Source organism: Nonomuraea sp. NEAU-A123 (assembly GCF_018603905.1).
Taxonomy (GTDB): Bacteria; Actinomycetota; Actinomycetes; order Streptosporangiales; family Streptosporangiaceae; genus Nonomuraea.
Genome location: NZ_JAHFZZ010000001.1, coordinates 562,728 through 576,427 on the forward strand (window position 1 = coordinate 562,728; position 13,700 = coordinate 576,427).

Below are 13,700 nucleotides of genomic sequence, written 5' to 3' on the forward strand. Positions count from 1 at the left end.
GGTCGTACTGTTCTGGGCATGAGCTTCGTCGGCACCCCCCGGCCGCGCCCGCGCTGGTTTCACGCGCGGACAGAGCTGGATGACTTCGCGATCGTCAGCTACCGGGTGGACGCCGACGTGCTGGCCCGGCACCTGCCCCCGGGCTTCGCGCCGATGAAGATGACCTTCGACGACGGTCCCGGAGCCCTGGTGTCCGCTGTCGCCTTCCGCGATCGGGACTTCCACTTCCGGTTCTTCCCGCCGGTGGGGATCGACTGCGGGCAGATCAACTACCGGGCCTACGTCACCGCGTACGGCAAGCCGGGCGTCTGGTTCTTCGGCACCCATCTGGACCACCCGGTCGTCTCGATCCCGCAGCATCTGTGGGGCATGCCGTGGAGCCGCGAGCGCATCGTGATCGAGGCGGACTGGGACGCCGACCCGGCCCGCTGGCGGCTGGCGGCCGGGGACACCCGCTGCGAAGCGGCCGAGCTCACCCAGGAACCGCTCACCCGGCTGGCCGGCTTCACCGACGAGTCGGACTGGCTGGACCGGCTCACCCATCCCACCCAGGGCTGGTACCGGCGCCGAGACGGGAGGGTTGGGGTTTACAGCATCTGGCACCCACCTATGCGCCTCCGGTATCTCGTCGCCGCCTCCGCGCGTTTTCCGCTCTTCGAACGGCTTGGCCTGATCACGTCGGACACGTCGCCGCACTCGGTGCTGGCCCACCCGAGGCTGAGCTTCGACATCCACACCCCGCCTCGCCGCTTCCGTCCAGATACGTGAGCCGTGGATGGCCCCGTCCGTGTTCGGACGGGGCCATCGTCAGGTTCTACCGGGCTGGGGCGTACCCGGCGGCCCGGGTGGTGAAGGTGCCCCGGCCCTGGGTCCGGCTACGCAGCCGGGTCGCGTACCCGAACACCTCGGCCAGCGGCACGATCGCGGTGATCACCACCGTGCCCGCCCTCGCGGTCGAGCCCGAGATCCGGCCGCGCCGGGCCGCCAGGTCGCCGAGCACCCCGCCGGCGGCGTCGTCCGGCACGGTGGCCGTGACCTCGACCACCGGTTCCAGCAACACCATGAGGCTGGCGCGCAGTGCCTCGCGCAGCGCGAGCCGGCCGGCCGTACGGAAGGCCAGCTCCGAGGAGTCCTTGGGATGGGTGGCTCCGTCGGTCAGGGTGATCCGCAGGCCGGTGACCGGGTGCCCCCCGAGGGGTCCATCGGCCAGGGCGTCACGGCAACCGGCCTCCACCGCCCGGACGTACTCCCGTGGCACCCGGCCGCCGACGACGGCCGAGCGGAACACCGCGCCGTCGGCGGCGTCCAGCGGATCCACGTCGAGGACGACGTGGGCGAACTGGCCCGCCCCTCCGTCCTGCTTGACGTGCCGGTACAGGAACCCGGAGACCCCGCGAGCGACCGTCTCCCGGTGGGCCACCCGCGGCCGGCCGATGCCGACATCCAGCCCGTGGGCGCGCCGGATCTTCTCCGCCGCGACCTCCAGATGCAGCTCGCCCAGCCCGGACAGCACCGTCTGACCGGTCTCGGTGTCGGTGCGGACCACCAGCGAAGGGTCCTCCTCCACCAGCCGGGCCAGCGCCGCCGCCAACCGGTCGATCTCGGTGCTCTTGCGGGCCTCGACCGCCACGGAGACCACCGGATCGGCCACGGTCGGCGGTTCGAGGAGCAGCGGCGCCTCGGGCGCGCACAGGGTGGCGCCGGTGCGGGCCGCCTTCAGCCCGACCACCGCGACGATGTCCCCGGCCGCCGCCCGGTCCACCTCGGTGTGCCGGTCGGCCTGTACCCGCAGGATCCGGCCGATCCGCTCGGTGCGCCGCGCGCCGGTGTCCAGCACCGTGTCTCCCTTCCGCATCGTTCCCGAATACACCCGCAGGTACGTCAGCCGCCCGGTGGCGGTCGACTGCACCTTGAACACCAGCGCGGCGAACGGCCCCGCCGGGTCGGCGGCGCGCTCCCGCACCGCGCCGTCGTGGGTGCCGCGTACCGCGGGCACGTCCAGCGGCGAGGGCAGGTAGGACACGGCGGCGTCCAGGAGCGGCTCGATTCCGCGGTTGCGGTACGCCGATCCGCACAGCACCACGACGCCCTCACCGGTACGGGTCAGGTCGCGCAGCGCGGCGGCAAGGGTCCCCGCGGAGATCGCCGACTCCGCGCAGAACTCCTCCAGCGCGATCGGGTGCAGCTCGGCCACCGCCTCCTCGAGCAGCCGGCGGCGCCGGTGCGCCTCGTCCCGCAGGGCGTCCGGCACCGGGCCCTCCTCGACCGTGTCGTCGGACCAGACCAACGACCGCATGCGCAGCAGATCCACCACCCCGGTGAACCCGTCCTCCTGCCCGATCGGCAGTTGGACCACCAGCGGGACCACCCGCAGCCGCTCGCGGATCGACTCGACCGCCGCGTCGAGGTCGGCGCCCGCGCGGTCCAGCTTGTTGACGAAGGCGATCCGCGGCACCCCGTACCGTTCGGCCTGCCGCCAGACCGACTCGCTCTGCGGTTCGACTCCCGCGACGCCGTCGAACACCGCGATCGCGCCGTCGAGCACCCGCAGCGAGCGCTCCACCTCGTCGGAGAAGTCGACGTGGCCCGGGGTGTCGATCAGGTTGATCCGGTGGCCGTCCCAGGAGCAGCTCACCGCCGCGGCGAAGATGGTGATCCCGCGGTCGCGCTCCTGTGAATCGAAGTCGGTGGTGGTCGTCCCGTCATGTACTTCGCCACGTTTGTAGGTGGCGCCGGTGATGTAGAGAATCCGCTCGGTGATGGTGGTCTTGCCGGCATCGACGTGGGCGAGGATGCCCAGGTTGCGGACGCTGGTCAGGGAAGCGGGGAGATGCAGGTCGGTACGCACGGCCTAAGGCCCTTCAGGACGCTCCAAAGAGGACAGCGCGATTCCCGGACGAAACCAGCTTGGTTTTTGGGCAGGCTGGATGATCAGGCGTTCGTCAGGGACGTCCAGTGCCGGCCGCGCAGCCGACCCCGGGCCGACGAAGACACCAGGATCACCTCGTACCGTGACGGGGGGATGACCGAGGCGGTGCTGTGACGCACGGTCGGCTCCCCTCACTCGTCAATGCGCCCGCAGCGGGCGCTGGTCGTGGCGAGTGTACTGAATCCGGCGTACGTGAGAAATCGGTTTTTCTTCCCGGGCTGCTCGGCACGCCTCGAAAGGCGTGTCGCTCCCTGGAACCGGCGGACGGGACAGCATCATGGATATCGCTGTTATTACCGCCGAAGAAGGAAAGCGTAGATGCGAAATCCGGGCAAAGTCATCGTCGCGTTGATGGGCGCCGCCGCCTTCACCATGTCCGCCTCGGTGCCTGCCGCGAGCTCCGTAGTGGAGCGGAACGATTCCTTCTCCATCGGCATGGCGGCCCAGCACAAGGCCTACCGTGCTCACTACGGCGCCGAGCCTCTCGACCTCGACCCGGAGCTGACGCGTTACGCCACCAGATGGGCGCAGAGAATGGCCGCCGCCGACGGCGCGCTGAGCAGCTCGCGTGGCCCTTATGGGGAGAATCTCTTCATGTCATGGCCGAACCAGCCGACGCCTGCCGAGGTCGTCAAGGCCTGGATGGATGGGGCCGCCGAATATGACTACGACAATCCCGGATTCAGCAATGCCACAGGCAATTTCACGCAGGTGGTCTGGAAGAGCAGCAGGAAACTCGGCGTCGGACTGGCCCGCAGTGCCTCTGATCGCTGGTACGTCGTAGCCGTTTACGACCCGCCGGGAAACTACACCGGCCAGTTTCCCCAGAACGTCGGGCGATACCAGTAGGTCTGTCGGCGATAGCGGGAAATATCGGTATTCTCCGGCGCCGCTGTGAGGACGGACGCTAGCCTGGGCGCGGCCTTTGGGGATCAGCTGATCGTAGCGGGGTGGACGGTGACGATTCCTCGGGTGCTGGAGTTCAGGGAACCGGAGCGTATCGGTGACTACCGGATTTCGGCGGTGCTCGGAGAGGGTGGCCAGGGCAGGGTCTACCTCGGGGAGTCACCCGGGCGGGCGCCGGTGGCGATCAAGGTGCTGCACTCCCGGCTGGCGGCCGATTTCGAGATCCGGCGGCGGTTCCTGCGCGAGGCGGAGGTCGCGGCCAGCGTCGCCGCCTTCTGCACGGCCAGGGTCATCGGCACCGGGATGGTGGACGAGCGGCCGTACATCATCAGCGAGTACGTCCCCGGACCCTCACTCGACGCGCTGGTCAAGACCGACGGGCCGCGTACCGGCAGCGGGCTGGAACGGCTGGCCGTTGCCACGCTGACCGCGCTGGCCTCGATCCACCGGGCCGGGATCGTGCACCGTGACTTCAAGCCGGGCAACGTGATCCTCGGGCCGGAAGGGCCGGTGGTGATCGACTTCGGCATCGCCCGCGCCCTCGACCACATGACGAACAACACCGAGCTGGCCGGCACTCCCGCCTACATGTCGCCGGAGCAGCTCACCGACCAGCCGCTCTCCGCCGCCTCGGACATGTTCTCCTGGGCCGGCACGATGGTCTTCGCCGCGACCGGGCGGATCGCCTTTCCCGGGCAGGCCGTCCCGGCGGTCCTGCACGGCATCCTGTCCGGCCACCCGGACCTCTCAGGCGTACCCGCTCCGCTCCGGCCGATGGTGACCGCCTGTCTGGCCAAGGATCCGGCGGCCCGCCCGGCCGCCGCCAGACTGCTGAGCGATCTCACCGGTGAGGACGCCGGCCCCCCACCCCGAGGGCGGCATTCAGCGGCGCGATCCAACGGGCAGACGGTCGTCGACCTGGCCGCGCAGGCCGGTCCGCTGGACGGAGCGAGGTTCCGGCCGGTCAGCGGGGAGCCGGATCACCGGTCGACCTCGCCGTCCGTACGCCGCAAATCGTCTCGTGGGGCGCTGCTGGCCGTGCTGGCCGTGGTCGCGGCGGTGGCCGTGACGTCCGCGGTGCTGATCGTGCCCTCCTGGCTCGACGGCCGGGACAGCGCGGGCGGCCCGGACGCGCCCTTCAACCTCGCGACGTTCCCGCACGTAGACGTCGCCGACCAGTTCGGCAAGGACACCTCCCGGCAGTACGCCACGTTCCAGCCGCACAGTGGCGAGGCCATGCCGGCGATCAGAGCCGGCGGCGGCCAGTTCACCGGGACCGGATCGGCACCGTTCTTCGGCCTGGTGGCGGGGGAGAGCGGCCTGCCGGAGTCCGGGGCGGCCGTCAGCGTGCTGACCGCGGGCACGTTCGCGGGCACCGACCAGCCGGAGGACAGCGTCTTCGTGGGCTGGGTGAAGAACGGGAACAGCTACGTGACCGCCTGGTACAACAACACCCGCAAGGAGTCGGGCCTCGAAGTCCAGATGGACGGCGCCTTCGTCAGCACCCCGGGCGCGACGCCGCTGACCCTCAAGCGCGGCGACCGCTTCGCCCTGTCGCTGTCCGGCGACCGGATCACCTCCTACGCCGAGAGCGGCGGGACCTGGCGCCGGCTGGGCACCGCCGGCATCGGCGACATGCTCACGACGGCGGGGGCACGGCAGCAGTACCGGTACGGCTTCGGCCTGCGCGGCACGACCGGCACGATCGGCATCACCAGAACGGAAGGCCGCAGCGCCCAGGACTAGGGCATGGGAGTCGGTGGGCGACAATCGGGGTTGTGCGGTTTCGGGTACTTGGTCCTTTGGCGGCATGCCGTACCGACGGGAGCCCGATGGCGACCGGCGGGCCACGGCTGCGGGCGCTGCTCGCCCTGCTGCTCCTGGACGCGGGCCGGATCGTCACCGGCGAACGCCTGATCGACGGCCTGTACGGCGAACAGCCCGGAGCCGTGAACGCCCTGCAGTCCCAGGTCTCCCGGTTACGCAGGGGGCTCGGGTCGGACGCGCCCGTGGAGTTCCATCCGGCGGGATACCGGCTGGCCGTCGATCCGGCCGAGGTCGACGCGCTCGTCTTCGAACGGCTGGCCGCCGAAGGCCGTGCGGCGGGGTCCGCCGAGGAGCGGGCCGCCGTGCTCGGCCGGGCGCTCGGGCTGTGGCGCGGGCCGGCGCTGGCGGACGTACGTGACGCGCCGTTCGCGGCGACGCAGGTCACGCGGCTGGAGGAGCTCAGGCTCGACGTCACGGAGGAGCGGATCGAGGCGGAGCTGGCGCTGGGGCGGCACCGCGAGCTCGTCCCCGAGCTGCAGGGCCTGGTCGCGGCCCACCCGGTGCGGGAACGGCTGCGCGGGCAGCTCATGCGGGCCCTGTACGGGAGCGGGCGCCAGAGTGAGGCGCTGGCCGCGTTCGAGGCGGCCCGGAGCACGCTGGCCGAGGAGCTCGGGGTGGATCCGTCGCCGGAGCTGGCCGCCGTCCACCTGGCCGTACTCCGGGGCGAGCTGTCCGTTTCGCCGGTACCTGCCGAGCCGCCTCCGGCTTCTCGGGGTGCGCCGTCCCAGTTGACCAGCTTTGTGGGCAGGCAGGAGGATCTCGGCGCGCTCGCGGACCTGCTCACCGCCGCCCGGCTGGTCACGCTGATCGGCCCCGGGGGCGCGGGTAAGACCCGGCTGGCGATCGAGGTCACCGTACGGCATCCGGGTGAGGTCGCCTTCGTCGAGCTGGGCGAGCTGGCCGAAGGCGGTGACGTGGCGCAGGCCGTACTGGCCGCGCTCGGCCTGCGCGACGGCCTGCTCTCCGCCCAGGAACAGCGCTCTCCCGGCGAACGGCTCGTCGGGGCCCTCTCGGACCGCCCGATGCTGATCGTGCTCGACAACTGCGAACACCTCATCGAGGCCGCCGCGGCCCTCGCCCATCGGCTGCTCAGTGCCTGCCCCGGCCTGCGTGTCCTCGCCACGAGCCGGGAGGCGCTCGGTGTCACGGGCGAGACGCTGTTCCCCGTCAGCCCGCTGGCGCTGCCGGAAGAGGGCGCTCCGCCGCTGTCCGCGCCCGCCATCCGCCTGTTCGCCGACCGTGCCGCCGCCGTGCGCCCCGGGTTCGCCGTCGACGGGGGTAATGCGGGTGACGTGCTGCGGATCTGCCGGGCGCTCGACGGGCTGCCGCTGGCCATCGAGCTGGCCGCCGCCCGGCTCCGCTCGCTGCCGGTGGCCGAGGTCGCCGTGCGGCTGGACGACGCGTTCGGCCTGCTGTCCCGGGGGAGCCGTACGGCCCAGCCGCGGCACCGGACGTTGCGCGCGCTGGTCGAGTGGAGCTGGGAGCTCCTGGACGTAGCGGAACAGCGGCTGGCCAGGAGGCTGAGCGTGTTCGCGGGCGGAGCCACGCTGGAGTCGATCGAGGCCGTGTGCGGGGATGCCGATGCCGATCCCGTGGAGGTGGTGGCGGGGCTCGTCGACAAGTCGCTGGTCGATGTGGTCGGCGATCGGTATCGGATGCTGCGTACCATTCACGCCTTCTGTGCTGAGCGGCTCGCCGAGGCGGGGGAGACCGAGCGGCTGCGGCAGGCGCACGCCGAGCACTTCCGGGCCCTGATGAGCACGGCCGCGCCGCACCTGCTCCGTGCCGAACAACTCGGCTGGCTCGCCCGCATCGACGCCGAACACGACAACCTGCTCGCCGCCGTCCGCTGGGCCGTACCGGCCGATCCCGAGCTGGGGTTGCGGCTGGTCGCGGACCTGATCACGTACTGGTGGCTGCGTGGTCGCCGCGCGGAGGGCGTGGGTCCCGCCCGCGCGCTGCTGGCCGCCGTCGGCACCGAGCCGCCCGCCGAGCTGGCGGCCGAGTACGTCCTCTGCGTCCTCAGCGCCGCCCACGGCGGCGGCGTCGAGCCGTGGCCGCACGTGGCGACGGCCAAACGGCTCATGGCCTCGAGGAACCTGGTCGAGCACCGCCCTCAGCTCATCTTCTTCTGGGCGACGTTCGCCGGTCCGTCGGACGCGGCCTACCGCGACGCCATGGACGAACGCATCCGGACCGGTGCTGATCCCTGGACGGACGGTCTCGGCCACCTCGGCCGCGGCGTGCTCGCGCAGCTACTGGCCGGTGACGTGGCGACGGGGGAACGCGAGTTCGAGCTGGCGCTGGTGGGCTTCCGGTCGCTCGGGGAACGCTGGGGCCTGCTGACCACGCTCTCGGAGTTCGCGGAGCTGGTGTGCTGGCGGGGGGACGGCGAGCGGTTCGCGGCGCTGGTGGCGGAGGCGTTGCGGCTGGCGGACGAGCTCGGCGCTGTCGAGGACCGGGCCGACCTGCTCTGCCGGCGCGGGGAGGGCACAATCCTGCTGGGCGACCTGGACACGGCCCGCGCCGACTACGAGGAGGCACTGGACCTGGCCCGCCGGACCGGTGCCCTGGAGGTCGCGGGGAAGGCCCGGCACGGGCTCGCGGAGGTCGCCCGGCTGAGCGGGGACGTGGCAGGGGCGCGGCGCGCGTACGAGCAACTGCTGACCGAGCACCGGACCGGTACCGGACGTCTGACCGAGCATCGGACCGGTACCGGACGTTTGGACGAGCCCGCGGACCCGGTGCCGGTGGCGGGGCCGGACGGTGCGTCCGGGAGGTCGTTCGGGGCCGACCTCGGCCATGTGCGGGTGTTGATCGCGCTGGGGTGGATCGCCGTGCAGGAGGGTGCGGCGGTGCGGGCGGCGGCGCTGCAGCGGGAGGCGGTGGACCGGGCGCTCGGTCTGCACAGCCGGCCCCTCATGGCGTTGGCGGTCGAAGGGCTCGCGGGTGTAGCGGGGCTGACGGGGGATCACGAGCGGGCCGCCGCGCTGCTGGGCGCCGCCCGTACCTGGCGGGGCACGGCGCTCACGGGTGATCGTGACGTCGCCCGCGTGTCGGCCCTGGCCCGTGAGCGGCTGGGTGACGCGGCTTATGAGAAGGCGTACGGCCGTGGCGACAGGTTCGACCGCGACGGCCTGTTGGCGATCATCACCTCGGATGGCCCGCCCCGGAACTCGCAGGCTGACCCTGGCTAGGGTGTCTGGCGATGAGTGGTGACCGGGTCATAGGCGGGTACGCGCTGCGGCGCGTGCTCGGGCGGGGTGGCATGGGTGAGGTGCACCTCGCCACCACGCCTACCGGTGGCCTGGCCGCGGTCAAGGTGATCCATCCCGAGCTGGCTCGCGATCCCGCGTTCCGGCGGCGGTTCGAACGCGAGGTGGCCGCGGCTCGCCGGGTGGCCAGGTTCTGTACGGCTCCGGTGCTGGACGCCGGGATCGACGGAGATGTCGCCTATCTCGTCACCGAATACGTCAAAGGGCCGGATCTGGCGCAGGCCGTACGGGAGCAGGGGCCGCTGTCCGGCTCCGACCTGGAGGCGCTGGCGGTGGGCATCGCGACCGCGCTCGGCGCCATCCATGGGGCGGGGGTCGTTCACCGGGACCTCAAGCCGTCGAACGTCCTGCTGTCGCCGCTCGGTCCGCGCGTGATCGACTTCGGCATAGCGCAGCTCGTCGACGCCGACAGTCTGGCCAGCCAGGCGATCCTGGGGACGCCCGCATTCATGGCGCCTGAGCAGGTACGCGGGGAGCCGCTCGGGCCGGCGGCCGACGTGTACGCGTGGGGTGGGGTGATCGCTTTCGCGGGGACCGGGCGGTTGCCGTTCGGGGGCGGGGCTCCGGCTGAGGTGCTGTACCGGATCGTCAACGAGGGGCCGCGGCTGGACGGCCTTGATGCGGGTCTGCGGGATGTGGTGGAGCGGGCGATGGCCAAGGAGCCGCGCCTTCGTCCTACGGCTCAACAACTGCTGGCGTCCCTGATGGGAGGCACGCATCTCACCCCGGCCACAGCCACGCAGGTGGTGGAACGCACCTGGACCGGGCCTCGTGGCTTGGCGGGACCGGTTGACGGCGCGTCCGCGCGGAGCGCTCATGGCGTTGGCGCTTCCACCCAGGGGCCGCCAGATGTGAGCGGAACCGCCCGGATCGCTCCTGATGCGAGGACGTCCGGACGGATCGCTCCTGATGCGAGCGTTTCCGGCCTTATCGCACCTGGTACGAGCGCGTCCGCTCTGATCGCTCCTGGTACGAGCGTGCCCGCACGTATTGCTCCTGGTACGAGCGCGCCCGGCCAGATTGTTCCAAGCGCGAGCGGTGATGTCCGGGATACGGCTGTGCCGAGCGCACCTGGCTGGAATGCGCTGTCGGACGGAGGATCCCCGCAGGCCAAGCGGGCCCGTGGTGGGGTGGTGCGGCGGCGGTGGCCGTGGGTGGCAGGGGTTGTCGCCGTTCTGGCAGCTGTGGTGGGGGTTGTCGTGGTGGTGCCTTGGGTGTGGGAGGGGCGGCCGTACACGGCGGGGTTCGGCGACTCCTGGGCTACCGGGGCGTCCGATGGCGGGGACGCGCGGGTTGCCGGGAGCGACTACGTGCTGACCGCCAAGCCGGGCTGGCGGCTGTGGAAGTCGGCGCCCGCTCGGGAGCCGGACGGCGGCGTGGTGGTGAGCGCGAAGGCGCGGCGCGAACAGGGGTCCGGCGATTACGGCGTGTGGTGCCACGGCTCGGCGAGCTCGGGGGACCGCTACGAGTTCGGGGTGAGCGGCTCGGGGCAGGCCACGATCGTCAAGCGCCGTACCGGGCAGAAGGGCACGCCGTTGTACGGTCCGGCAGCGATCAAGGGGGCGACCGGAAGCAGCCGGATCGTCGCCGAGTGCGCCGACGCCGGCGGCAAGGTGGGACTGCGGATGTGGGTGAACGAGAGGCTCGTAGCCGAGGTGTCCGATGCGAGCGATCCGCTCGGGTCCGGTGAGGCCGGGCTTTATGCGGCACCGGACGCCAAGGAGGCGCTGCGCGTACGCTTCGAGTCGTTCGCCATCGACCACACGAAGGACTAAGCCCCCCAAATGCCGAATTTCCCGGCACCGCCCGACGAGGAGGGCCGCAGTCCTGTGCGGTTCCGGGTACTGGGTCCGCTCCGCGTCGAGAGCGGACCGCAGTCTGTGCCGCCCTCTGGGCCGGAGCCGGGGCCGGGACCGCAGTTGCAGCCGGGGCCGGCGAAGCATCGGGCGGTGTTGGCTGCGTTGCTGGTTTCCGCCGGGCGGGTGGTGCCGATTGAGCGGCTGATGGCCGTGGTGTGGGATGACCGGCCGCCGGCCTCCGCGGAGTCGGTGCTCAGGGTGTACATCAGCGCCCTGCGCAAGCTCATCGACGGCATCAGGACCGTGCCCGGTGGCTACCTGATCGACGTCGAGCCGGATGAGGTCGACTGCCACCGGTTCGAGCGGCTTGTCGGCGAGGCCCGGCGGGCCAGGGAGGCGGGCCGGGCGGAGGTGGCCGTCGAGGGGTTCCGGGCGGCGCTGGCGCTGTGGCGAGGGGACGCCATGGCCGATATCGAGTCCTCTTACCTGCGCAGGACGCGGGCCGTACCCCTGGAAGAGCTTCGCCTGACCGCGCTCGAAGAACGTGTGGAGCTGGACCTGCTGCTGGGCAGGGGCGGTGAGGTGGTCGGCGAGCTGCGGGCGCTCGTCGGGGCGTACCCGCTGCGCGAGCGGGCATGGTCGCGGCTGCTCGACGCACTGTGCCAGGCCGGGCGGCGAGCGGAGGCACTGGCGGCCTACCAGGAGGCCCGCCGCGTGCTGGTGGATGAGCTCGGCTTGGAGCCGAGCACCGAACTGGTCGAGGCACACCGGCGAGTGCTGTCGAGCGAGGAACCGCGGAACACGCCGATGAGCGAAGAGGCGCACCCTGGGTCGGGAGACGAGGGGCTACGACATTCGCCGATAAATGATGCGCCGCCGGATATTTCGGATTTCACGGGGCGGGTGGCTGTCCTCGACTGGATCGCCGCCGGAGTGCCCGAGCAGGGGAACGCCCCCGTGCACCTGGTCGTCCACGGGCCGCCGGGATGCGGCAAGTCCGCCGTGGCCGTGCGTGCCGCCACCATGATCGCCCTCCCCGGCGGCCGCCTCTACGCCTCGCTGCGCGACCGGCAGCCGGGCGCCGTGCTGGAAGACCTGCTCCGATCCCTGGGCTGCCCCGACGGTGCTGTGCCCGCCGCGCTGGATGAGCGTGTACGGCTATATCGCGGTATGACGGCCCCCCGCAGCCTCCTCGTCGTGCTCGACGACGCCACGGACGAGGCCCAGGTACGCCCGCTGCTCCCCACCGGTCCGGGCAGCCTGACGCTGGTGACCAGCCGTTCCCCGCTCGCGGGGTTGGAGGCGGCCAGGGCGTACGAGCTGGGTGTCTTCGAACCCGGCGAGGCCGTGGCCATGCTCGCCGAGGTGGTGGGCCGTGAACGGGTCGACGCCGAGCCGGCGGCCGCCGAGCGCATCGTACGGCTCTGCGGCGGTCTGCCCCTGGCGCTGCGCATCGCCGGATCCCGCCTGGCGAGGAAACCGGGCTGGACCCTCGAACACCTGGCCGGACGGCTGGGTGACGAGCGGCGACGACTGGACGAGTTGAGCGCGGGCGATCTGGCCGTACGTGGCAGCCTGGCGCTCGGTTACCAGGGGCTGGCCGACTCCGAGCGGCGGCTGCTGCGCAGGCTCGGTGCGCTGTCCGCGCCCGACTTCGCGTCCTGGGCGCTCGGCGCTGATCTGGAGCCGCTGGCCGAGGCGGGCCTGCTCCAGTCACGCGGCCTGGACGAGGCGGGCGACGAGCGGTACGGCTGGCATGACCTGACCCGGCTGTACGCCGCCGAACGCCTGGCCGCCGAGGACGGAGGCCCGGCAGCAGTGCTGGCCGAGATCGCGGGCGAGATCCTCGACCGAACCCGGCAAGCCAGAACGGCCCTGCTCCCCGCCGAACCCGGCTCAGGCCGCACCCTGGCCCGCACAGCGGAACAGGCGCTGAAGCCTGGTTCGGGGTGGGCGGGAGAGTCGAGCCTGGGGTGGACGGGTGATGGCTGGGCGTTGGAGACGGGGCGGTTGCGGGCGGACGCTCGGTGGTTGAGTGCCGAGCGGCGGTTTCTCGTGGCGACCGTAGGGGACTTTCATCGGGCCGGGCTGCACGAGGCGGCCTGGCGGTTGGCCTTCTATCTGACTCCGCTGTTCGAGTTGGGCGCGCATCACGACGACTGGCACGTCACCGCCGCCACCGGTCTCGACTCGGCGCGGGCGGCGGGGCATCGGGAGGGTGAGGCGCTGCTGTTGCGGGGGCTGGCCGATCTCCATCGGGCGGAAGGCCGTCCCGAGTCTGCCGCGGCCGCGCTGAGGGCCGCTCAGCCGCTGGTCGAGGGGCTGGAGCTGGCCCGGATCATGCTGCGGCTCGGCCTGGTCGAGCGCCGTCCGGCCGAGGCGGAACGCGCGCTGGTCAGGTGCCTGCGGGTGTTCGAGGAGGCCGGTGATCGGCGCGGCACGGCCGACGCGCTCCGGGCCCTGGGTGCCGTACGCGGCGATGCGGGGTTGGTCGAACGGAGCCTGGACGCGTACGGCGACCTGGGTGACCCGCGCGGAGAGGCGGAAGCCCTGCTCGATCTGGCCAGGCTGCACCTCGACGCCCACCGATACGCCCGGGCGCGCGACTGCGCCGAGCGGCGGATAAGGATCAACCGGCGCCTCGGTGACCGGCTGCCGGAGGCGGCCGGTCTGCTCGTGCTGGCCGAGGTCGCCGGCGCCGAGGGCGATCCGGAGGGGGCGGCCAGGCTGGCCGGGGAGGCCGAGGCGACGTTCACGGCGCACGGCGACCGGAGAAACGCCGCAAAAGCCCTGATTATCCGGATAAAAGCGCTGCTCGACCTTGATGAGATTGATGCTGCGGTTGATGGTCTTGCGCGTGTTATGGGAGAGTCTGACAGCTTCGGTGAGCCCCGGAGCGCCGAGGTCGAGCTTCTGTCGCAAGAACTGCGCAGACGCCGCGGCCTGCGGATTTAGACACGGTCT

General features: G+C 71.9%; 7 protein-coding genes. 6 read left to right on the forward strand and 1 reads right to left on the reverse strand.

Annotated elements, in window-relative coordinates; all coding sequences use genetic code 11:
* The first annotated feature begins 18 nt into the window (after positions 1-18).
* On the forward strand, positions 19-768 hold the full coding sequence (locus KLK06_RS02665; protein ID WP_214633623.1) for a DUF2071 domain-containing protein: 750 nt from the start codon (positions 19-21) through the stop codon (positions 766-768).
* 46 nt (positions 769-814) lie between these two features.
* Here the strand turns inward: KLK06_RS02665 and fusA are convergent, their stop codons facing one another.
* Positions 815-2,848, reverse strand: a complete 2,034-nt coding sequence (fusA, locus tag KLK06_RS02670) for an elongation factor G (protein WP_308168075.1) — start codon at positions 2,846-2,848, stop codon at positions 815-817.
* Between the two features lie 399 nt (positions 2,849-3,247).
* Here fusA and KLK06_RS02675 point away from each other — a divergent pair, with 399 nt between their 5' ends.
* From KLK06_RS02675 to KLK06_RS02695, 5 genes are all read left to right on the forward strand, one after another.
* The gene (locus KLK06_RS02675) at positions 3,248-3,778 is read left to right on the forward strand and encodes a CAP family protein (protein ID WP_214633624.1); all 531 of its coding nucleotides are present in this window, start codon (positions 3,248-3,250) and stop codon (positions 3,776-3,778) included.
* Between the two features lie 108 nt (positions 3,779-3,886).
* A complete protein-coding gene (locus tag KLK06_RS02680) occupies positions 3,887-5,581 on the forward strand; it encodes a serine/threonine-protein kinase (protein WP_214633625.1) in 1,695 nt (564 codons plus the stop codon).
* A gap of 86 nt (positions 5,582-5,667) precedes the next feature.
* Positions 5,668-8,859, forward strand: coding sequence for a BTAD domain-containing putative transcriptional regulator (locus tag KLK06_RS02685; protein ID WP_214633626.1), 3,192 nt, complete (start codon positions 5,668-5,670; stop codon positions 8,857-8,859).
* Between the two features lie 11 nt (positions 8,860-8,870).
* The gene (locus tag KLK06_RS02690) at positions 8,871-10,712 is read left to right on the forward strand and encodes a serine/threonine-protein kinase (protein ID WP_214633627.1); all 1,842 of its coding nucleotides are present in this window, start codon (positions 8,871-8,873) and stop codon (positions 10,710-10,712) included.
* Positions 10,713-10,721: 9 nt separating this feature from the next.
* A complete protein-coding gene (locus tag KLK06_RS02695) occupies positions 10,722-13,691 on the forward strand; it encodes an AfsR/SARP family transcriptional regulator (protein ID WP_214633628.1) in 2,970 nt (989 codons plus the stop codon).
* Positions 13,692-13,700 lie beyond the last annotated feature (9 nt).

Coding starts and splice junctions, on each gene's coding strand:
- KLK06_RS02685 (WP_214633626.1), top strand. CDS start 5,668: ATGGCGACCGGCGGGCCACGGCTGCGGGCGCTGCTCGCCCTGCTGCTC.
- KLK06_RS02695 (WP_214633628.1), top strand. CDS start 10,722: ATGCCGAATTTCCCGGCACCGCCCGACGAGGAGGGCCGCAGTCCTGTG.
- KLK06_RS02665 (WP_214633623.1), top strand. CDS start 19: ATGAGCTTCGTCGGCACCCCCCGGCCGCGCCCGCGCTGGTTTCACGCG.
- KLK06_RS02690 (WP_214633627.1), top strand. CDS start 8,871: ATGAGTGGTGACCGGGTCATAGGCGGGTACGCGCTGCGGCGCGTGCTC.
- KLK06_RS02675 (WP_214633624.1), top strand. CDS start 3,248: ATGCGAAATCCGGGCAAAGTCATCGTCGCGTTGATGGGCGCCGCCGCC.